This window comes from Flavobacterium resistens (assembly GCF_900182645.1).
Taxonomy (GTDB): Bacteria; Bacteroidota; Bacteroidia; order Flavobacteriales; family Flavobacteriaceae; genus Flavobacterium; species Flavobacterium resistens.
In genome coordinates, this window is sequence record NZ_FXTA01000006.1 from 326936 (window position 1) to 350568 (window position 23633).

Here is a 23633-nt window from a genome sequence, read left to right on the forward strand (position 1 = left end):
ATGAAAAGATTATTGGCTTTCATTAAAAAAGAATTTTACCATGTTTTCAGGGATAAAAGAACCCTGCTGATTCTATTTGGGCTGCCAATAGCCCAAATTATTCTTTTTGGGTTCGCATTGAGTAGTGAAGTCAAAAATATCGGAATTGCATTTCAGGATAATTCACATGATATTCACACGGAGAAAATTATAGCAAAAATACAATCCAGTTCTTATTTTAATGTTGAAAATCCGATTTTGAATTATAAAGACATTGAGAATCGTTTTAAAGACGGGAGCATCAAATGTGCCGTTATCTTTTCATCTAATTTTGGTTCTGATTTGCAGCGTCCCGGCGGAGCTAAAATTCAGGTAATTGCCGATGCATCAGATCCTAATACAGCGACAATAGTAACCAATTATTTGACTGCTATTGTAAATGATTATCAGCAACAGCTAAATCCAACAGCAAAGTTGAATTATCAAATCATTCCCGAATTAAGACAACTTTACAACGAGCAGCAAAATGGTTCGCTAAATTTTATTCCGGGTGTAATTGCCTTGATATTTATGATTGTAAGCACTGCGTTGACTTCGGTTTCTGTGGTTCGCGAAAAGGAACTTGGCACAATGGAAATACTTTTAGTATCGCCTTTTAAACCCATAATGGTTTTGATTGCAAAAGCGATTCCGTATCTCGTACTTTCACTAATTAATTTTATACTTATTTTATTTCTTTCAGTATATCTTCTTCATGTAGAAATTAAAGGAAGCTTTTTATTACTTTTTGCCGAAAGCATACTGTTTATTATTACTTGTCTTTCTCTTGGTTTGCTGATTTCAAATGTTACTGATTCTCAGCAAACCGCAATGCTGATATCGATGATGGGAATGATGTTGCCAACATTGATACTTACAGGTTTTATGTTTCCATTAGAAAATATGCCCTGGATATTCCGCGTCATTTCTCATGCCGTTCCTTCCCGATATTATTATAGTATTGTAAAATCTGTAATGCTTAAAGGACTAGGCTTTGAATTTGTATGGAAAGAGACTTTGATACTTGCAGGAATGGCGGCTTTTTTATTGACTATTGCACTGAAAAAATTTAAGATTCGATTATCATGAAATTGCTTCGTTTTATATTACAGAAAGAATTTCGTCAGATTTTTAGAGACAAAACCATCCTGGCGATGATGTTCGTTGTTCCAACAATGCAACTCATTATTTTGCCATTGGCAGCAAATTTTGAAGTAAAAAATGTCAATATTGCTTACGTAGATCATGACCACAGTTCTTATTCTCAAAAATTGATCAACAAAATCGGTTCATCAGGATATTTTCATATTGCAGGAACGCCTGATTCTTATTTGGGTGGCTTAAAATTAATTGAAACTGGCGAAGCCGATTTGATTTTAGAGATTCCGTCAGGATTTGAAAGAAATCTGGTGAGAGAAGGCAGTCAGAAAGTAAATATCGCTGCTGATGCCATCAACGGAACAAAATCAAATATTGGAAATGCCTATTTAAATGTCGTATTGGCTGATTTTAGCCGTGACCTTGATATTCGTTTTAAACTGCCACAAACTTCTTCGATTTCTCCTTCATTAATTACCTTAACAAGTACAAATTGGTACAATCCACGAGCGGAATATAAATATTATATGGTTCCCGGAATTTTAGTTTTGTTGCTGACATTAATTGGAGGTTTTATTACGGCATTGAACATCGTAAAAGAAAAAGAAATAGGAACAATTGAACAGATCAATGTAACGCCTATTCAAAAATGGCAATTCATTTTAGGGAAACTTATACCATTTTGGATTGTGGGAATGATTGTGTTTACAGTTGGTCTGATTGTAATGTATTTGATTTACGGAATATTTCCAATGGGAAGTCTTGCAGTACTTTATCTTTTTGGAGCGGTTTATTTAATAGCTTTATTAGGCCTCGGGCTGTTGATTTCAACTTTTGCAGATACGCAGCTGCAAGCCATGTTTATTGCCTTTTTCTTCATGATGATTTTTATGCTCATGAGTGGTTTTTTCACCAGCACAGACAGTATGCCAAATTGGGCTCGAACAATGTCTGAATTCACTCCCGTAACTCATTTTATTAAAGTTGTCCGTTTAATAGTTTTAAAAGGAAGCGGTTTAAACGAAGTAGGCAAGGAGCTTTTCTATTTATCTATTTTTGCCGTTGTTTTAAACGCACTCGCGATTTATAATTATAAGAAAACAAGTTAACTAAAAAAACAGCATAGTTTTTAGATTAATTACTCATAAGGTAATACAGGCGGAGCATCAAATAAATAAGATTTTTGATCTGAACTTATAATATTGTTTTCTTTGTCTAAAGTCAAATATATAATTCCATATGCAACAAGATATTTTTGCACAGTATTTTCTTTAAATCCAAGATAAATAGGAAGTTGTGTTATAGCCTTAGTTATATTCTCTCCTTTTTGATTAAAGTAAGTATACAGCTTTGATCTTTCTTTTACAGGCGGATATGTTGCATCTTCTGCTAAATACAGCCCTTCAGAAACTTCATATATCTCAGTCCTGATTTTTGATGAAGGAAGAATTATATCGCCATTATAATCAATAATGTATTGATTGTCAGTGTCGCCGTTTCTTATGTCTTCATATCTTCGATTTACAATAATCTGCCCGTATTTATTAAAACTGCTGATTGTTCTTTGTATGTCAGGAAGTGATTTTACAATCTCAAAATTTTCATTTATTATTTTAAAGCTTCGGGTTTCGCGTCGCGGAAATGGTTCTCCGTAATAATTATACCGCTGTTTTTCTTTTATTATTTCCAATACAATACAATGTCCGTTATAAAAATTGCTATGCGGAACAAAATCGCTTTCTATTTTATGACCATTTTTATCAAAAAATCCATTGTTATAAGTGAAGATTGTGCTTTTGGATAGCGGAATGCCGTTTAGTCTTTTGAAATCTTTTGGAACAGGTTGTATTTTTCCATCATGAACTAAAATGTACTTTTCCTTTTTATACTTTTTAACCAAATAATTGTTTGGATTCCAATATTCCACAATACTGTCTTTTGTTGCCAATACTTCTTTTCCAGTTATTTGATCGATCAAAACAGAAACAAGCTTTTTTTTCTCGAAATAATAGTTCAAATGCGGATTCTCTCTATAGTCAAAATCATTTGTATATTTTAAATCGGTTAGGAATTTTCCCTTGCTATTAATCAATGCATATTTCCCATTTCTTGATGCATAGCCGTATTCTTCTGTCAATCCTGAACGAATATTTCCATTTGTCAGTTCATTTGTTCCTTCAAAATTGTATTCATCAATAAAATGCAGTTCCTTCATTAATTCTAAAATATGAAAGTCACCCTGAATGCCGTGATTATCATTATCTTTTTTTTGTTTTAGACGACTTTGATTGCTATCTGTTTTTTTTAAAATTGCCGTAATTCTACAGTTGTTATCTGGCATATATAGGTAGTCATATTCTTCAGATTTTTCACCTTCAGGACCGATGAAAACATAACCGTTTTGTGTTTTTAGTATAGACAAATATCGGTTGATGATTTTAATTTCTCCCGTTTTTTGTAAATCTTGGGAAAAACTAAAAAATGATTTCACCATTAAAATAAGCAATACAACTTTTTTCATAATTTCTCTTTTATAAGAAGATGCTCTTTTTTATAAAAAGGTTGTGACGAATGTATCACTTTTTAGTTTTTTCCAATTAAAGTAGTGAGTTTATTATTTTTAAAATTTACTTCAGAAATTATAGTTCCGGCAAAAATCAGACTTCCGCCCAAAAGAAGACGCCAGGAAAGATTTTCGCCTAAAATGAAAAAAGCTCCAATTGCTCCGAAAACAGGTTCAAATAAATAAATCACAGCAACTCTTTCTGCCGATAAATAACGTTGTGATATATTTGAAACGGTGTACATATAAGCCGTCGAAAATAAGGCACAGTAAATTACACCAAGCCAGAATGTATTATTTTCAGGAAACCAATCTGCATTGTGATCTGTGATGGCAAGGATAAAAGTAAAAAGCGCGCAAAAGGCAAACATTGGAACAATAGAATATAAAAGATTTTTTAAAGCCGAATGTTTTTCAACTGAAATCAAATAAACCGCAAAAGCAAAAGCGCCCGCAATGGTATATAAATCGCCTAAATTGATCGTAAATTTTTCTTTTATGGCGATAATAAATAAACCTGCTAAAGCCGTCAAAGCGGCGCCCCAGATTTTTAAAGAAGCATTGGTTTTGTAAATAGCCAATTTTAATAACGGAATTATGATAACGGTCAATCCAGCAATGAAAGAACATTGTGAAGCATCGGTATGTTTTAGTCCAATTGTTTGCAAATGAATTCCTAAAAACATTGGAATTGCTAGAATCCCACCAGTTTTGATCGCTTCAAAATTGGTTTCTCTAACGTATTTCCAAAAGATTATGGTCAAAATAATAACAGCCAATAAAAAGCGATAAAATAAAAATGTGGCTGGAGAATAATTTCCAATTGCCATTTTTGTTACCGAATAAGAAATGCCCCAAAAGGCTGTACCAATGATTAATAAAATCAATAAAAGTCGTTTTTTTTCCATTTTGAAATCTTAAGATTTTAGGATTTTTTTCATCATCAAATCGGTTTGTTCGTCATCGCCTAATCTAAAAATATGCGTGTCAAATTGCTCAAAACCGTTTTTGGTATAAAAACGCACCGCTCTGAAATTCTTTTCCCACACACCAAGCCATATGAACGAAGCATCAAGTTCTTCGGCAATTTGCAAAGCCTGAGCATAAAGTGCCTGCGCTACTTTTTTGCCGTGAAATTCTTTTGCAACATAAATACGTTCAATTTCTAAAGCATTTTTTCCTTGTTTTTCGGTTTGCGCGTCTCCCGTATTTAATTTTAGATAACCAATTACTTTTTCATCCAATTCTGCCAAATAGAAATAAGATGCTTCATTTTTAAGTTCCGAAGCTAATTTTTCAGCCGCAAAACTTTCTTCCAAATATTTAGCCATATTTTCTTCTGAATTCACTTCCGCAAAAGTTTCAGAAAAAGTTTGTCTTCCAATATCTTGAAGCATTCTTAAATCGTTAAGCGTTGCTTTTGTAATTTTTAGCGTATTCATTTTTATTTTTTTAATGCGTTAAAACATGTTTTTGGTTCTTAATAAATGCGTAAATTGCATCAATGGACTTGCAACAAATCAAATATTTTTTGGCTCTTGCCAAAGAACTTCATTTCTGGAACACAGCCGGAAAGATGAATATTACACAATCGGCATTGAGTCGTCAAATTCAGTCTTTGGAAAACCAATTGGGCGTTCAGCTTTTTGAGCGCAATAAACGCAATGTCAAACTTACTGCTGCTGGCCAGTTTCTGAAAGGAAAATGGGAAGTCGAGCTTAATAAACTTGAATTTATTCATCAGTCGGCACGTCAGATTCAATTGGGTGAAAGCGGAACTATTACGATTGCACATCCAGATTCGATTTCTGCTTCTATCATGCCGGATATTTTGTCCCGAATTTCTGCGGCTTATCCAAAACTTAAAATCAAATTAGTTCAGGTTCTTTATGAACATCAGCAGGATTTTCTACGTAATTATAAAATAGATCTGGCGATTACCAGAGATATTAATAATGCCAAAGATATTCAATCAGAAAAATTTCATACAGATCATTTAGCGATTGTTGTTCCCGAAAATCATCCTTATAAAACACCCGAAGATTTGACCAAAGAAACGCTGGCATCTCAAAAATTCATCTTACCAACCAATGATGAAGGCAGCAGTTACAGCGATTTGATTCAAAGATTATTCAATTCTTTTGAAAACGCTCCTGAAGTTTATCTTCATTCAGAATTCGGTTCAGCGATTATTGCTTTGGTTCGAAAAGGACTCGGAATTGCAATTTTGCCCGATTCTTATCTTTTTCATGAAATTCCAGGCATCCGATTTATTAAACTTCCAATGGAAACCGATTTGTACATCAATTGGAGAACCGAAGATCATAATCCTGTTTTGGCCAATGTTTTAAAATTGATTATTCCGTAATTTTTAAGCTCTAAGCATTTCGATATGCGGAATTCCGTCTTCGTCATAAGGTTCCCCTTGTTCCACAAATCCAACCGATTGGTAAAATTTCGATAAATGATATTGTGCACTAATCCGAATTGGGCCTTCGCCAAATTTTTCCTGACAGCCTGCAATTGAAGCTTCCATAATTTTTGTTCCTAATCCCAATCCGCGAAAGCGTGGAGCAATTACAACTCTTCCAATTGCAATTTCACTATACGATAATCCTGCCGGAAGCAATCGTGTACAGCCTGCTAATTCATCATTTACAAAATATAAAAGATGAAAACTTTCCTGATCTTTATTATCCAGATCAAGATAAGGGCAATTTTGTTCTACCACAAAAACCTCACTCCGTAACCGAAGCATTTGATACAGTTCGTGATTCGTAAATTCATCAAATGATTTAATTGTATGGTTAAATGTCATTTTAGTTTGTATTATTTACCACAAAGATAAAAGTAGGAGTAATGATATAAAATGCTATTTTTTTATCAATTGATGCTAAAAACGCATTAATAAAGGGGGTAATATTGTACAGAATAAGGAGTATTACTAAATTACCCCTTTTAGTATATCGGATTGCCCCTCATGTTTTTTTAGTGAATATCTAAATTTGTGATTCAGAATTTGTTATTCCAAATTGATTTAAGGTTTACGTTTTTAAGATTTGGTTAGTGTTAGGAAGGTGCTTTTTATAAGTTTTTTATAAAAGAAATACTTTAAATCAATTTGGAATGACAATTTTTTTCTGTTTCAAAAACAAAATTTAGACAATCAAAAAAAGTTAGATGAAGAAAATTTTTTTAGCAGCTGCGCTGTTCTTAAGTGCGCAAATTAATTTTGCACAAACCAATGAATGGGAAAATCCGCAAGTATTAGACAGAGGAAAAGAATCTGGAAGAAGTTCGTTTCTTTTATACGGCAATGCCGATGAATTAAAGGAAAACAATCCTAAAAAATCAGCATTGTACCAAAGTTTAAACGGGCTTTGGAAATTTGATATTGTTAAAACTCCGGCACAACGACCAACGAATTTTTTCGAACCAGGACTTGATGTCAGCAAATGGTCAGAAATTCAGGTGCCTTCAAACTGGGAATTACAAGGTTATGATATTCCGATTTATACTAATATTACGTATCCATTTCCTAAAAATCCACCATTTATTGCAGGAGATTATAATCCGGTTGCGAGTTACAGACGCAATTTTACAGTTTCAGATTCCTGGAACGATAAAGAAATTATTCTTCATTTTGGTTCTATTTCGGGTTATGCGAGAGTATTTTTAAACGGAAAGGAAGTCGGAATGACAAAAGCGTCAAAAACGCCGGCCGAATTTAATATTACTTCATTTTTGAAGAAAGGAGAAAATTTAATTGCTGTTCAGGTTTTTAGATGGCACGACGGAAGTTATTTAGAAGATCAGGATTTCTGGAGATTAAGCGGAATCGAACGCGATGTTTATTTGCAGGCAATGTCTAAAACTGCGGTTTGGGATTATTTTGTAAAAAGCGATTTAGACGATCAATATAAAAACGGACTTTTTAATCTTGACGTAACTTTAAAATATTTTGAAAATAACAAAATAAAAAATCCTTCGGTTAAAGTTGAATTGTTTGATAAAGAAGGAAAAACAGTTTATTCTGAAAGCAAAAAAGTTAACGCGAAAGAAACTAAAATCAGCTTTTCAAAAACCATTGAAAATGTAAAACAATGGAATGCAGAAACACCAAATCTATATCGCTATTCTATTACTTTGTTAGATAACAAAGGAAATGTTCTTGAAGCAGTTTCTAAAAAAACAGGTTTCAGAAAAGTAGAAATTAAAGACGCACAGCTTTTGGTTAACGGAAAAGCAGTGATGGTAAAAGGAGTAAATATTCACGAACATGATGATGTAAACGGGCACGTGCCAAACGAAGAATTGATGTTGAAAGACCTTAAGTTAATGAAGGAATTCAACATTAATGCTATTCGTATGAGCCATTATCCGCATGATACCAAGTTATATGATTTGTGTGATGAATATGGATTTTATGTAGTTGATGAAGCGAATATCGAGTCGCACGCAATGGGCGCAGAGTGGCAAAATTGGTTTGATCAGAAAAAACATCCGGCGTATTTGCCAGAATGGGCGCCGGCGCATTTAGATCGTATTAAAAGAATGTTTGCTTTTGACAAAAATCATCCTTCAATTATTATTTGGTCTTTAGGAAATGAATGTGGAAATGGGCAAGTTTTTTATGATGCATACGATTGGTTAAAACAAGTAGATTCGACACGTCCGGTTCAATTTGAACAGGCTGGAGAAAACAGAAATACAGACATCGTTTGCCCAATGTATCCGGGAATTAAAAGTATGAAAACCTATGCAGCAGCCGATAAAAAGCGTCCGTATATTATGTGTGAATATGCACACGCAATGGGTAATAGCGGCGGAAATTTTCAGGAATATTGGGATATCATCAATAGCAGCAAGCACATGCAAGGCGGTTTTATTTGGGACTGGGTTGATCAGGGAATAAAAACGAAAGATGCAAACGGAAAAACATTTTGGGCTTACGGTGGCGATTTAGGCGCTTCAAAACTTCAAAATGATGAAAATGGTTGTGCTGATGGTGTTATTTTTTCGAACAGAACTCCAAAACCAGCTTTAAGCGAAATCAAAAAAGTATACCAAAATATTCATTTTGAGCTTAATGAATCTGATTTGACGGTAACAAACCTTTATAATTTTACCAATCTTTCTGATTTTAATTTTAAATGGGAATTGGTTAAAAATGGCGCAATCGCAAAATCAGGAGAATTTAATTTAGAAGTTGCTCCTGCAGAGAGTAAAAAAGTAGCTTTAAATTTAGGTTCAATCGATGCTGATTCTGAATATTTTGTAAATGTTTATGCAGTTTCGAAATACGATACACCTTTGGTTGCAAAAGGTCATGAGTTTGCAAGAGAGCAGTTTGCGATAGGAAAAGGTTCTTATTTTAAAAATAATAAGATTGCAGAAAGCACTTCAAAACTGAAATATTCGGTAAAAAATAATGTGCTTTCTTTTGAAACTGAAAGCGTTTCTGGAGAATTTGATCTTCAAAAAGGAGAAATTTTAAAATACAATTTGAAAAATGAAGCAAATCCAATTTTCAATAATTTCCCAACGCCTTATTTCTGGCGAGCTCCAACTGATAATGATTTTGGAAGCAACATGGAAAATAAATTGGTAATCTGGAAAGAAGCATCACAAAATCCATCGACTGTAAGTGTGACTTTGGACAAAAAATCAACTGAAGGTTTATTGATAAAAGCTGTTTACAAATTAGCCGCTGCTGATGTTCCTTATACTGTGGATTATTTAATTCAGGATAACGGTTCAATAAAAGTTACTGCAGCTATAGATTTGGCCGGAAAAGAATTACCAGAAATGCCACGTTTTGGGATGCGTGCCAAATTAAATGGAGCATTTGACAATTTGAATTATTACGGAAGAGGCCCTTGGGAAAATTATTCAGATAGAAATTCGGCGGCGTTTATTGGCGAATATTCAGACAAAGTAATCAATCAATACACAAAAAGTTACATTCGCCCGCAAGAAGGCGGTTACAAAACTGATGTTCGTTGGTTGACTTTAAAAAACGCAAAAGGACAAGGCGTAAAATTTGAAGGATTGCAGGCATTAGGTTTTAGCGCATTGAATATTTCAACAGAAATGCTGGATCCAGGAAAAACTAAAGCACAACGCCATCCATCTGATTTGGATTTAGATTCTAAAGAAGCGGTTTATCTTCATCTAGATTATAGACAAAGAGGAGTAGGAGGAGATGACAGTTGGGGGCGTTTGCCACATGATCAATACCGCTTAACAGATAAAAAATATACTTACTCTTATATAATTTCATTGGTTAATTGATAAGAATTGTATGTGTTTTTTTACATGAAAAACCTATGATTTATTTTCATAGGTTTTTTTTAAGATTAATTTAATAATTGTATTTTTCACACGAATAAATTATGCCCCTGATTTTTTAAAGGAAATAAAAATATACTTAATCTCAAATCCGAAATTTTGAAAACCAAAATTCTATTATTTTTTGCACTTTTAGTTCATTTGTCTGCTAAACCACAGGCTGGAGGAACTTCTATTCCAAAATTTGGAGAGAAAAAATATGAAATTGGGTATCTCGGAATCAAAAATGGCCTTGCCAATAATGCGGTAACTTCGGTTTATAAAGACAAAAGAGGTTTGATGTGGTTTGGAACTTATGACGGCGTAAGCAGATTTGATGGTTATAATTTTTTAAGTTTCAGAAACGAACCAAACGATTCTAAATCATTGGTAAATAATAGAATAGTTAGCGTTTGTGGAACTCAAAATAAAATTTGGATTGGCACAAAGGGAGGCATCAGCGTTTATGACTATTTGAGCAATCAGTTTACTTTAAAGAATTACATAAACGCAAAGACTTCTAAAAGTGAAAAAATAGATTTTGTTGTCAATCAAATTCGGGATTTTAAGTCGAAAATGTACATTGCAACAGCGGGAAAAGGTTTGCTCTATTCTGCTGGTGAAGATAAAGAGATTATCCAGATTCCGCTTTTGGTAAATGGAAAAATGCAATGGGATTTTCACGTGCAGGAAATGGATTTTGATCCGTCGGGTAAATTGTGGTGTTCTGTTGCAGGAGTTGGTTTGGTCGCTATGGAATCTGGAGCAAAAAGACTTTCTGTTGTTTTTGCGACTTCTGTGGGCAGTGGCTGTATTTTATTCGACAAATTTTCAAATATTTGGTTAGCTGCTGAAGAAGGACTTTTGAAATACAATACAAAAAACAAGGCACATTATCTTTACACGAATCAGGAAATTCAATATCCCATTTCGGACTTAATGTTTAAGGCTTCCGCCAATGAACTTTGGATTGCCACAAACGGAAATGGTGTTATTAAATACAATTATAATAAAGACTCTTTTTCGCTTTTAAGCACGAGCCTCGATGAAGAAAAACTCAACAGCAATGCTATTTCATCGCTTTATTTAGATAATGAAAATCGGGTTTGGATTGGGACTTTAAGAGGCGGAGTAAACACTATCGAAGAGACAAAAAGTCCTTTTGTAACGATTTCTAAAAATGAGCGCACAAAAAATACTTTGCCTAGCGATTTCATTCTTTCATTATGCGAACAAGATTCTGAAAATCTTTGGATTGGAACTGATGGCGCGGGCGCAAGTCTTTGGAATAGGAAAACAAATACGTTTACGAACTATTCTTATAATTCGGGAAATCCAAATTCGCTTAGCAATAATTTCGTTTCTGTAATTTTAAAAGACAATAAAGGAACCTGGTTTGGAACTTATGGAGGCGGAGTTTGTCTTTTTAATTCCCAAACGCACAATTTTAAAAAATACAATCTTTTTCATCCAAAACTTAAAGCGGTTCAAAAAAACATTTGGGTATTATTCAAATGCAAAAAGAACATTTTATGGGCAGCTTCGCCCGATGAGGAAGGCTTGTACAAATACAACGAAATGAAAGATCAGTTTGATTTTGTTGATGCAAAAATTCGCGGTATCATTTCGATGACTCAGGATCAGAATCATCTTTGGATTGGGAATTTTTCAAAATTATTCCGATTCGATCCCAATACAATGCAACGAAAAGAAGTTGATGTGAAATATCCGGTTCGTTCGATTGTTTCGCATTCAGAGACCAAAATGCTTGTTGGCACAGAAGGTGGAGGGTTGATGATTTTTAATCCGAAAACTTTTGAACGCAAATTCCTGACGCAGCGAAACGGACTCCCGAATAATTCGATTTTAAATATTGTTCGCGATAAACAAGGAGCTTATTGGTGCAGTACTTACAACGGAATATTTGTTTACAATGTTGACACCGGAAAAATCACAAGTTATCATGATACTGATGGACTTCAGAGCAATCAATTCAATTACAATGCGGCGTTGCGACTTTCGACAGGCGAGATTGTATTTGGCGGAATAAAAGGTTTTAATATAATTGATACAAAAATAAACAGTCAGGTTCACGCTTTTCCAAAGTTGATTATCACTTCGATTAAAGTAAATAATAAAGTTTATGATCAGGACGGTTTAGGCGCTTTTGGAATTGAAAAATTAAAACTTCCATATGATGAATCGATGCTGAATATTGATTTTGCGGCTTTAGAATACAGTTTGCCGGAAAAAATTTCTTATGCTTATTTTTTAGAAGGATGGGATTCGCAATGGCATTATGTGGATAATATTCGAAGTGCGAATTATTCGAGAATTACAGAAGGCGATTATGTCCTGAAAATCAAATCAACAAATGCTGAAGGATTATGGAATTCCAAATCTATTTCTTTGCCTGTTACCATTTTACCGCCTTGGTACAGAAGTGGTTGGGCGTATTGTTTCTATTTTGTTGTTTTAATTCTGCTGATTTATGTAGTAGATAAATACCAACGCGAACAAGCGAAGCTTAAATATGAAGTGCGACTTTCACAGGATTTGGCAAAACAAGAAAAAGAACTGAACGAGAAAAAATTGACCTTTTTCACGAACATTTCTCATGAATTCAGATCACCTTTAACGATGATTATTAATCCGCTAAAGGATATTATTTATGGAACGGAACAGCAAATTGATCCAGCAGCGATTGAAATGGTTTACAGCAATTCAAGAAGATTGTTGAGTTTAGTCGATCAGCTGTTACTTTTTAGAAAAACAGAAACCGAAACCGGAAAACTTAAAATTGGACAAATTGATATTGTGGAGCTGTGCAAAGAAGTTTTCAGCTGTTTTGTGCATCACGCAAAATCAAAAAAAATAGATTACAGTTTTAGCATTTCTGAAGAAAAACTGTTGGTTTATGTCGATCGGGAAAAAATAGAAATGGCTTTGTTTAATTTGATTTCGAATGCCTTAAAATTCACAGAAAAAGAAAACGGAAAAGTGGCTGTTAATTTAAGATGTACTGAAACAGAAGTTATTATAAATGTTACCGATAACGGAGAAGGAGTTCTGGATGCTGACAAAGACAAAATCTTTAATTTGTTTTATCAATCGGGCAAAAATGTCAAAAATAACCGCAAAGGATTTGGTATCGGATTGTATTTGGTACAACAATTTATAGCGCAACATCAAGGAAAGGTAAGCTGTCGAGATAATGAAAATGGAGGCTCTGTTTTTGAAATTAAACTGCTTCTCGGAAAAGAACATTTTGGAGATATCGAAATCCGTGAAGATTTAAGCGACCGAACTTTATTTCTGGATGAAGCTTTAGAAGAAACTGCTATTCGGGAAAATGTTTTGCAGCCAATTGAAGAAGAGCCTGAAAATGTAAAAGATGTGATTAAAGATGCAAAAAGCATTTTAGTTGTTGACGATAATGTTCAGATCAGGAATTATCTCAAACGAATATTAGCATCAAAATATCACGTTACTGCAGCCGAAAATGCAGAAACAGCTTTAAATATTGTAAAAAACGTACAACCCGATTTAATTATTTCGGATGTTGTAATGGGAGAGATGAACGGAGTAGCTTTCTGCAAACACATAAAATCCGATCCTGACTTAAAACATATTCCCGTGATTTTGCTTACCGGAGGAACATCTGAAGATGTAAAACTAAAAGGAGCTGAAGTAGGCGCTGATGATTACATCACAAAACCATTTGATAATGATTATTTATTGGCCAGAATTAACGGAATCTTGACGCGTCGTGACAGCGAACAGAATTATTTACTTAATTCGGTTACAAAAAATGTTGCCGGACCAAAATTGTCTGACGAGGATAAAAAACTGCTCGATAAAATCATCGAACTCATTGATTCTAATCTAGATGTCGACAATTTTAATATCAAAGATTTAGCATCTGAATTGGGAATGAGTCATTCTTTGGTTTATAAAAAAATCAAAAAAATTACAGGAAAATCGGTTTTAGAATTTACCCGAAATGTTCGTCTTAGAAAAGTAGCAACGTTATTAATCACAACCGATTTGCAGATTAGCCAAGCCGCTTCAATAGCTGGTTTTGGCGATATAAAATATTTCCGAAAACACTTTCAACAATTTTATAATTTGAATCCTTCGGAGTTTAAGAAAAAATATCAGAATGTAAAGGACAACAAATACATTCTGAATGAGAGTTTTTGGAAATCAACGTAGAAGAAAGAAGCAAGAAAAAAGAAAAAGGAAAAAAATATATGAGTCATCGTTTTAAAAATGCTGTTTTAGCAGTATTGATTTGTTTTATAATTTCAAATGTAGAAGCACAATCAAAGAAGCCGGAAAAAGATTCTCCTGAAAAAGTTCGCGAGTTTTTTGTTGCTTCTTTAGTAAAAATTGGAGATCCTGTTTTGACCGCTTTAAGTAATAATCAATTGAAAGCCTTAATGCCTGTTGAAAAATCACCTGGCGCTTGGGACGAAAGGACACATGTAACTTTTTTAGAGGCTTTTGGAAGAACACTTTCGGGAATGGCTCCTTGGCTTGAATTAGGTCCAGATGATACTTCCGAAGGGAAATTAAGAGCTAAATATATTGCTTTGGCACAAAAATCAATTCATAACGCAACCGACCCAAATGCGGCTGATTTTATGAATTTTGTAAACGATAAACAGCCTTTGGTTGATGCTGCTTTTTTTGCTCAAGCTTTGCTTCGTGCGCCAAAACAACTTTGGGAACCGCTTGATGCCGTTACAAAAGAAAACGTTATTACAGCTTTAAAATCATCCAGAAAAATTGAACCTTACAACAGCAACTGGCTTCTTTTTGCCGGAATGGTTGAAGCGGCGATTATCAAATTTGATAAGGAAGAAGATGCAAATAGGTTGAATTTTGGTTTGACTAAACATAAAGAATGGTATTTGGGAGACGGAATTTACGGCGATGGCCCAGATTTTCACTGGGATTATTACAATAGTTTTGTCATTCACCCGATGCAGCTTGACATTTTAAATTTGCTGAAAGATAAAAATAGCGATTATAAAAAAGATTATGAAACTGTGTTGAACAGGTCCCGAAGATATGCTGCAATTCAGGAAAGATTAATTTCTCCAGATGGAACTTATCCGCCAATCGGACGATCATTGGCGTATCGTTTTGGCGCTTTTCAATTGCTTTCACAGATTGCACTTTGGAAAGAATTGCCAAAAGATATTGCTCCGGCGCAAGTTCGTTCGGCACTTTATTTTATGATCAATAATCAAATAAATGCCAAAGAAACTTTTGACAAAAATGGCTGGCTTCAGATTGGATTATATGGTCATCAGCCTAATATTGGCGAAGGTTATATTTCAACAGGAAGTTTGTATTTGTGTACAGAAGCCTTTTTAGTTTTGGGTTTACCAGCGACAGATTCGTTTTGGACAACTGCTTACCAACCTTGGACACAAAAGAAAATATGGTCAGGTCAGGAAATCCCGATTGATCATGCTTCAAAATAATTAAACGCTTAATCTAATTATAATTATGTTTTTTAAAAAATCAATTTTTATTGTATTGACAGCAGTTTCGGTACTTGCTGTTGGCTGTAAAAGCAGTGCCGTAAAACAGAAAACGGCAATAAAAGAATCTAAAAAAGAGGTTATCGCTATTATCGATAAAGTAAATAATCGTTGGCAAAGTACGCACCCGGAATCAGGAAATTCTTTCTGGCATGTTTCCGCTTATCATACCGGAAATATGGAAGCGTATAAGGTAACTAAGAACAAAAAATATTTAGATTATTCAATGGCTTGGGCAGATAAAAACCAATGGATGGGCGCCAAATCAACAGATAAATCAGAATGGAAATACAATTATGGCGAAACCGATAAACATGTTTTATTTGGCGATTGGCAGATTTGTTTTCAGACTTATATTGATTTATACAATTTCACAGGAAAAAAAGATCCACAAAAAATTGCCCGCGCAAAAGAAGTTATGGAATACGAAATGAGTACTTCTGCAAATGATTATTGGTGGTGGGTTGACGGTTTGTATATGGTGATGCCAGTTATGACAAAGCTTTACAACGTTACCGGAAATGAAATGTATTTGGAAAAATTAGATTCGTATTTGAAATATGCAGATAGTATTATGTACGATTCGGAAGCAAAATTATATTTCCGTGATGCCAAATATGTTTATCCAAAACATACAAGTGCTAATGGGAAAAAAGATTTTTGGGCTAGAGGAGATGGATGGATTTTTGCGGGTTATGCTAAAATTATTCAGGATTTGCCAAAAAAAGCAAAACATAGAGAAGAATATATTCAACGTTTTAAAGAAATGGCTCAGGCATTGGCGGAAGCACAACAAAAAGAAGGATATTGGACCAGAAGTATTTTGGATCCAGAACATGCGCCAGGTCCAGAAACAAGCGGAACTGCTTTTTTTACCTACGGATTTTTGTGGGGAATCAACAACGGAATTTTGGATAAAAAGACCTATTTGCCAGTTGCAGAAAAATCCTGGAACTATTTAACCACTTTTGCGCTTCAGGAAGATGGAACTGTGGGCTATGTCCAGCCTATTGGCGAAAAAGCAATTCCAGGACAAGTTGTAGATAAGAATTCTACAGCTGATTTTGGAGTGGGAGCTTTTCTATTGGCAGCTTCAGAAATGTATCGTTTTGTGAAGTAGTTTTTAGTATTAAATTTATTTGAATCGGCTTGATTTCTGAAATGAAAATTAGCCGATTTTTTTTTGTAAAAATATTTGCGATTTACTTTTTAAAGGAGTTTTAAATAGAATAAATAGTTGCGGGAAATGTTCTTTTGGTTTTCATTTCAAAAAATGGATTCTCTTGTTATTTATATAAATTCTTGCAATTACTTTAAACATTCCCTCTCTAATAAACGGAATATATATTTATTAAATTTTGATTTCTGAAAGGCTTTTTTTCTGAAATATATTAAAAGCGCTGTGTTTTTGCGGTCTTGTACTAATTTGACCCTTCTTTATTATCAGAAATCCCCCCTCCTGACGCAGAGTGTTCTACTAGATTTGTAGCTCAGATTGAATGTCGCAATTTGAGAAAAATGAATAAGAAGGATGTTTTCCCCAAAAATAGCAATCATGATTTTTTTTGTTTCAAATGCGACTGAGATTTAAACCAAACTAATTATTTAACCAAAATTACAACCAAGAAAATGAAAAACTTTATTAGGAAGATGACGACTCCTGATTATGTATCTGGATTTGATTTTAAAAAGAAATTGGCCATTTTTTGTGTGCTGGTTTCATTATCTCAAGTACAGGCATATGCAGGAGAACCATCAGGAACAAATGCGCTGGAAAAAATAGAACAGCAAAATGGAATTAGCGGGCAGGTTAAAGACCAAAACGGATTGCCGCTTCCAGGAGCTACAGTTTCGATTAAAGGAACTAAAATTAGTACAATTACAGATTTTGACGGAAAATTTGAATTAAAAGGAGATCAAAACGCAATATTAGTAGTGTCTTATATTGGGTATGTGACTCAGGAAATTCAAGTAAAAAATAAAGCAAATATCATCGTTCAGCTTGCAGAAAATGCGGCTTCATTAAATGAGGTTGTAGTAGTTGGATACGGTAAAATGAAAAAAAGCGATTTAACAGGAGCAATTGTTCAGGTTAAAGCAGAATCGTTAGCAAATCAAAACCCGCAGACTGTTCAGGATTTATTAAGAGGAGTTCCAGGTTTAAAAGTAGGTTATGATCCTGCTGCAAAAGGAGGAGGATCTTTGCAGATTCGTGGGCAGACTTCTGTTTATAATCCGGATGGTGCTGGTCATAATTCACCGCTTATTATTTTAGACGGAATGCAGTTTTATGGAGAGCTTTCAGAAATTAATCCTGATGATGTTGGTCAGATTGATATTTTGAAAGATGCATCTGCAACTGCTGTATATGGTTCTAAAGCAGCAGCAGGAGTTATTGTTCTTTCAACTAAAAAAGGAAAAACGGGTAAGCCTATTATTAACCTGACAACAAACATGACGATTGTTAATGAAAGCGCTTATCGTGATGTATATTCTCCAGAAGGATATGTAAAATATCGTGAAGATTGGGAAACTGCTAAAACATATGGTACAAATACAACAACCGGAAATTACGAGGCATGGGTTACAGGAACTGCTGCAGGAAAACCGGGCTATTATACAAATCCTAGCCAATTAAGTCAGTATGGTATTACTCAGGCGCAATGGTTAGCTTATCAGCCAGCTGCACAAATCCAAGGTAAAAGTTTGAATGAAGTTTGGGGATTACGTCTAGGAATTACTGATGCTACGCTTTTGAAAAATTTCACAGATGGAAAAACGCACGATTGGTATGATAGTACTTTTAGAACAGGAATAAATCGTGATAATAATTTAAGTGTTTCCGGAGCAAGTGACAAAGTAAATTATTATATTTCTTTGGGATCTTTAACTTCAGAAGGCGCTATTCAGGGAAATGATTATTCTGCAGTTCGTGCGAATATGAAAGTGGATGCTAAAGTTACAGATTGGCTTGAATTTGGAGCAAATGTTAACTTTCAAGATCGTTCAGACGGAGATATATCTGTTGGTACAGGAACTAATTATTGGGATGCAAATATGTTAAGAAACAGCCCGTTTGCTAACTTTAAAGAAACAAATGGCGATTATGCAAGACAACCAATGGGACCAACAATTGGAGGTTATAACTATTACTATGATCGCCAATATATGGATCTTGACAGAGGATATACTGTATTGAATACTATTTTTAATACAAAGGTAACTTTGCCTTTAGGTATTACGTATTCATTTAATGCATCGCCGCGTTATGAATTCTTTTACAACCGTTATTTTCAGTCGGCTGGGAACAAAAACTGGAGTCCTGCTAACATAGGAGTTGACAGAGAAAACGGTAAAAAATTCACATGGAACATAAACAATACTGTTGCGTGGGATCATACATTTAATGGAAAACACCATATTATAGCAACTTTTGTTCAGGAAGCTGAAGATTTAAAATCATGGTCAGACCGTGTTGATGCTAATAATATTCAGCCTTCAGATGCCTTAGGATATCACAATATTTCTAATGCAACATTGGCTAATAGTACATTTACATCGACAGACACGCATCAAACAGCAGATGCATTAATGGCAAGACTTTTCTATTCATTCGATAATCGTTACATGATAACAGGAACGGTACGTCGCGACGGATATTCAGCGTTTGGAGCTTCTTATCCGTATGCAACTTTTCCTTCTGTAGCATTGGGATGGAGCTTTAATAAAGAAAGTTGGTTTCATTGGGCGCCTATGAGTACAGGTAAATTGCGTTTGTCATGGGGTAAAAACGGAAATAGATCGCTTGCTGATCCTTATTTGGCTTTAGCAAATTTAAGTTCAGGTACAGGAGCAACAATGGGATATCTTGATGCTTCAGGAAATATTGTTGATACGAAATATTTAGGAATTGACCGTATGGCAAATCCTAATTTGCAATGGGAAAAAACTACAGCAACAAACATTGGTCTTGATCTTGGTTTCTTAAATGACCGAATTACAAGTACAATCGATGTTTACAGATCCGTTACAAATGATATGATCATGAGTCAGCGTCTGCCTGTGTTTACTGGATTTTCATCAATTGCAACCAATCTTGGAGAGGTTGAAAATAAAGGTATTGAAATAAGCCTTACAACTTTAAACATGAAAAAGCCAAACTTTGAGTGGACTACAATGGTTGCTTTTTCATACAACAAGAATATTATTAATAGATTGTATGGAAACATGGAAGATGTTAAGGATGCCAATGGGAATGTAATAGGAGCTAAAGAGGCAGATGATAAAACGAATGTATGGTTTATTGGTAAACCGATTTCTCAAATCTGGGATTATAAAGTAATCGGAATTTGGCAAAAAGATGAAGCTGTAGAAGCTGCAAAATATGGTCAGCGTCCTGGTGATCCAAAAGTTGAAAACAGTTATACAGCAGATGATGTTAACGGAAAACCAACGTATAACGAAAAAGACAAACAGTTTTTAGGACAGACCGCACCTCCAATCAACTGGTCATTGCGCAACGAATTCAAAATTTATAAAAACTGGAATTTGGCAATTAACATGTATTCGTATATGGGACACAAATCACTTGATAGCCGCTATATGAATAATTATAATGATGGAAGTTTGTATACAAATAACTACAATCCATTTGTAAATCCGTATTGGACACTTGATAATCCAACAAATGATTGGGCGCGTCTTGATGCCAGAGGGCCTGCAGGAGCTGGAGTATCAAAATTATACGATCGCAGTTTTATCCGTTTAGATAATATTTCGTTGGCTTATTCACTTCCTAAAGACCTTGTTGATCGTTTGCATGTGAGAAACTTCAAAATTTATGCTTCGGTTCAGAACGCTGCAACATGGTCTGCTTCTAAAGAATGGAAATATTATGGAGATCCAGAAACAGGTGGACTAGCTACACGAATGTTTAATTTAGGATTTAACGTTTCACTTTAATAATTACAATAATGAAAAAATATATAAAAAATAAAATCTCAACACTTGTGCCTTTAGTAGCAGTGACTGCTCTTTTGGTTTCTTGTTCAAAGGATTTTTTGGAACCAGATCCGCTTTCGTTTTATGAGCCTGAAACTACTTTTAGTACTGAATCTGGATTGCAGGCAGTTTTAGCAAGTGCCGATAAACAACTTCGTAACAATTATATTCATTATAATAGCGCTAGTAATAGTGTGCCAATTGGAACAGAATACGTTTTCTCTGATATGGCAAAATATGGAAAAACAGATAATAGCAGTACCATTTCTGATTTTGCTAACACTATAGTTCCCACAGGAAGTTTTAAAACAGCAACAAACGATGATTTTTACCTAGGATTTTACTGGGATGAAGCTTATACCGGAATCAAACATGCTAACACTGTACTGACTTATATTGATAAAGTAACAAGTTTGTCTGAAGAAGTTAAACGTAAATATATCGGTCAGGCTTATTTTCATAGAGCATACCGTTATCTTAATCTGGTATATCAATTTGGAGATATTCCATTGATTACTAAAATTTTGGAAGTTCCAAAACAGAGTTATTATTCTACTAGAAAAGAAGCTATCATCGAAATGATTACTGCCGATATGGAAAAAGCTGTGGAATGGGTACCAGATCAAGCCAAATTGCCTTATTTAGGTGTAGTGAACAAAGGAGCTTGCCGTCAGTTATTGATTAAATGTTACTTGGCTTCAGGAAGATTTAAAGATGCAGAAAATCAGGCAGATTTACTGATTAATTCATCTGGCTATTCTTTAATGCAAGCTAGTTTTGGAACTTTTGATCCAGGTGGAAATCCAACAACATGGACAATTAATAGAAATGTAATTTGGGATTTACACCGACCTGAAAATAAAGTTATTGCAGCTAATAGAGAAGCCATTATGATAATGCCAAATGGCGGAGTACAATCTTTCTTGCCTTTTGCTTCAATGAGAATTTTTGGACCTAACTGGAATTCTGCAACTGTAACAACTCCAGATGGAAAACAAGCAGCAAATCGTTTTGCCTCAAACAACACTGCCAATTACCAAGCTAATTATGATTATGCAAGAGCATTAGGACGTGGTATTGCTACAATTAGTGCTTCTTATTATTCGCAACATCCAATGTGGGTTGTAAATGGTGTTGAAGACAAAAAAGACCTTAGACATAACAGCACAGTTGGTAACTGGGTAAATATGGAAGATCTTAAATATAGTGATAAAACTTCGGCATTTTACGGTCAAAATTTTAGATTGAGAAATGGTACGACTTTGTTATCAAAAGATACTCTTCGTGAATGGTTTGATTTTCCGTTATATAAAATTTATTTGCATGACGTTGTAAATGAAACGAATCCAAATGCAACTGATTTTCAGGGAGCAAGTACAGGAAGTAAAGCACATTGGTACTTATATCGTTTAGCTGAAACTTATTTATTAAGAGCCGAAGCACGTTTTTACCAAGGAAACGTTGGTGGAGCAGCTCAGGATGTGAATACAGTGAGAGCGAGAGCAGGCGCAGCACAAATGTATGGAACAGTAACTATAGGTGATATTTGTGCAGAAAGAGGAAGAGAACTTTATCTGGAAGAATGGAGGAATGTCGAGTTAAAACGTATCTCACACTGTTTAGCTCTTAGTGGAAAACCTGACGAATGGGGCCAGACATACAATAAAACCAATTGGGATAAACAATCCGGAACTGATAATGCCGGCGGAAGTTACTGGTGGCAACGTATCGTTCACTATACATTGTACAATAAATATCCTAGTGGTATTGTAGTTCCAAATGGAACTAAGTTTTATACGATGGATAAACGTAATAACTACTGGCCAATTCCAAGCAGTGCTATTACGGCGAATATTAAAGGCAAATTAAGTCAGAACTTCGGTTATGACGGTTATGATGCTAACATTAAAGTTTGGGATAAATGGCAGGATGCTGTTGCTGATGAAAGTCAGTTATAATTTAACCAATTTAGATTAGGTTATCCTGTTTTGGACTTAAATAATATCCTCTGCTGTAAATGCAGCAGAGGTATTGTTTATAAATTAAGCTTAAAAATCAGCAATTTATTTTCGCAGCTGATTTATCCACAATAATAGATTTAATATTGATTTACAAGACATTATTTCATTTATGGAGATAATGTATTAGTATTTTATTGAAATAAATTAACCAAAATTGAAACGCTATTTTCAATTTTAAATAATAAGAGATGAAATTTTACCTTTTAAGGTTTTTACTTGTAACCGGCGTATTGACACTACTTTCAGGATTTGTTTCAAAAGCAGAAAAAGCGTTTGGAGATGAAGAATACAAATTAGTTTGGAGTGATGAGTTTACAAAAAACGGAATTCCGAATGAAAAGAATTGGAATTGCGAAACAGGTTTTGTGAGAAACCAGGAAGATCAATGGTATCAAAAAGAAAATGCCTACTGCAAAGATGGTTTTTTGATTATTGAAGCCAGAAAAGAAAACAAAGTAAATCCGAATTTTATTTCTAAAAATCATCGTGACTGGAAAAAACAAAGAGATTCGATAAAAGTCACTTCTTCATGTTTAATCACGCAGGGAAAGCATTCCTGGCAATATGGCCGATTCGAAATGCGGGCTAAAATTCCGGTAAAAAACGGAATGTGGCCGGCCTTTTGGACTTTGGGCATTGAAGGAAACTGGCCTGCAAATGGAGAGATTGATATTATGGAATATTACACTGGAAAAATATTAGCTAACGCCGCCTGGAAATCAGACAAACAGAATGTTGCCTGGGATAGCGAAATAAAAAAATTGACTGATTTTAAAGATAATTCATGGGCAGATAAATTTCACATCTGGAGAATGGATTGGGATGCCGATGCGATTAAATTGTATGTTGACAATCAGTTACTGAATGAAATTAGTGTAAAAGATGCTAATCAAAATGCAGATCAAAAAATATTTCCGTTTCAGCAGCCGCATTATTTATTGGTCAATTTGGCTGTTGGCGGAATAAATGGCGGGAAACTCACACCAGACAGTTTCCCGTCAAAATACATAATAGATTATATCAGGGTTTATCAAAAAAAGAATTAAA

General features: G+C 34.5%; 14 protein-coding genes. 10 read left to right on the forward strand and 4 right to left on the reverse strand.

Annotation, left to right across the window (positions count from 1 at the left end):
• Both FN795_RS20270 and FN795_RS20275 read left to right on the forward strand, forming a co-directional pair.
• Nucleotides 1-1107 (forward strand): ABC transporter permease, encoded by a 1107-nt coding sequence (locus FN795_RS20270; RefSeq protein ID WP_142452303.1) that lies wholly within the window; start codon nucleotides 1-3, stop codon nucleotides 1105-1107.
• Nucleotides 1104-2225 carry an ABC transporter permease gene (locus tag FN795_RS20275; RefSeq protein WP_142452304.1) on the forward strand — a complete coding sequence of 374 codons (1122 nt, stop codon included), beginning with the start codon at nucleotides 1104-1106 and terminating at the stop codon, nucleotides 2223-2225. The genes FN795_RS20270 and FN795_RS20275 overlap by 4 nt, the downstream gene beginning before the upstream one ends.
• Nucleotides 2226-2254: 29 nt before the next feature.
• Here the strand turns inward: FN795_RS20275 and FN795_RS20280 are convergent, their stop codons facing one another.
• The 3 genes from FN795_RS20280 to FN795_RS20290 form a co-directional block, all read right to left on the reverse strand.
• Nucleotides 2255-3637, reverse strand: a complete 1383-nt coding sequence (locus FN795_RS20280) for a hypothetical protein (RefSeq protein WP_142452305.1) — start codon at nucleotides 3635-3637, stop codon at nucleotides 2255-2257.
• Nucleotides 3638-3699: 62 nt separating this feature from the next.
• Nucleotides 3700-4587 carry a DMT family transporter gene (locus tag FN795_RS20285; protein WP_142452306.1) on the reverse strand — a complete coding sequence of 296 codons (888 nt, stop codon included), beginning with the start codon at nucleotides 4585-4587 and terminating at the stop codon, nucleotides 3700-3702.
• 9 nt (nucleotides 4588-4596) lie between these two features.
• Nucleotides 4597-5121 carry a GNAT family N-acetyltransferase gene (locus FN795_RS20290; protein ID WP_142452307.1) on the reverse strand — a complete coding sequence of 175 codons (525 nt, stop codon included), beginning with the start codon at nucleotides 5119-5121 and terminating at the stop codon, nucleotides 4597-4599.
• Nucleotides 5122-5183: 62 nt separating this feature from the next.
• On the opposite strand from FN795_RS20290, the gene FN795_RS20295 reads away from it, so the two are divergent.
• Entirely contained in the window at nucleotides 5184-6047 is an 864-nt protein-coding gene (locus FN795_RS20295; protein WP_142452308.1) for a LysR family transcriptional regulator, read from the forward strand.
• A gap of 3 nt (nucleotides 6048-6050) precedes the next feature.
• Here FN795_RS20295 and FN795_RS20300 read toward each other — a convergent pair whose 3' ends face one another.
• Nucleotides 6051-6497 carry a GNAT family N-acetyltransferase gene (locus FN795_RS20300; RefSeq protein WP_142452309.1) on the reverse strand — a complete coding sequence of 149 codons (447 nt, stop codon included), beginning with the start codon at nucleotides 6495-6497 and terminating at the stop codon, nucleotides 6051-6053.
• Nucleotides 6498-6859: 362 nt separating this feature from the next.
• Between FN795_RS20300 and FN795_RS20305 the strand changes: the two genes are divergently transcribed.
• The 7 genes from FN795_RS20305 to FN795_RS21515 all read left to right on the forward strand — a co-directional run bounded on the left by FN795_RS20305 (nucleotide 6860) and on the right by FN795_RS21515 (nucleotide 23632).
• Entirely contained in the window at nucleotides 6860-9973 is a 3114-nt protein-coding gene (locus tag FN795_RS20305; protein ID WP_142452310.1) for a glycoside hydrolase family 2 TIM barrel-domain containing protein, read from the forward strand.
• Nucleotides 9974-10129: 156 nt separating this feature from the next.
• Complete coding sequence (locus FN795_RS20310; RefSeq protein WP_142452311.1) at nucleotides 10130-14224, forward strand: hybrid sensor histidine kinase/response regulator transcription factor; 4095 nt, start codon at nucleotides 10130-10132, stop codon at nucleotides 14222-14224.
• The gene (locus FN795_RS20315) at nucleotides 14209-15504 is read left to right on the forward strand and encodes a DUF2264 domain-containing protein (RefSeq protein ID WP_244290017.1); all 1296 of its coding nucleotides are present in this window, start codon (nucleotides 14209-14211) and stop codon (nucleotides 15502-15504) included. The genes FN795_RS20310 and FN795_RS20315 overlap by 16 nt, the downstream gene beginning before the upstream one ends.
• Nucleotides 15505-15529: 25 nt before the next feature.
• Entirely contained in the window at nucleotides 15530-16684 is a 1155-nt protein-coding gene (locus FN795_RS20320; protein ID WP_142452312.1) for a glycoside hydrolase family 88/105 protein, read from the forward strand.
• 509 nt (nucleotides 16685-17193) lie between these two features.
• Entirely contained in the window at nucleotides 17194-20526 is a 3333-nt protein-coding gene (locus FN795_RS20325; protein ID WP_142452313.1) for a SusC/RagA family TonB-linked outer membrane protein, read from the forward strand.
• An 11-nt stretch (nucleotides 20527-20537) separates the two neighbouring features.
• Nucleotides 20538-22523 (forward strand): RagB/SusD family nutrient uptake outer membrane protein, encoded by a 1986-nt coding sequence (locus FN795_RS20330; protein WP_142452314.1) that lies wholly within the window; start codon nucleotides 20538-20540, stop codon nucleotides 22521-22523.
• Between the two features lie 251 nt (nucleotides 22524-22774).
• Nucleotides 22775-23632, forward strand: coding sequence for a glycoside hydrolase family 16 protein (locus FN795_RS21515; protein ID WP_142452315.1), 858 nt, complete (start codon nucleotides 22775-22777; stop codon nucleotides 23630-23632).
• Nucleotide 23633: the final 1 nt, after the last annotated feature.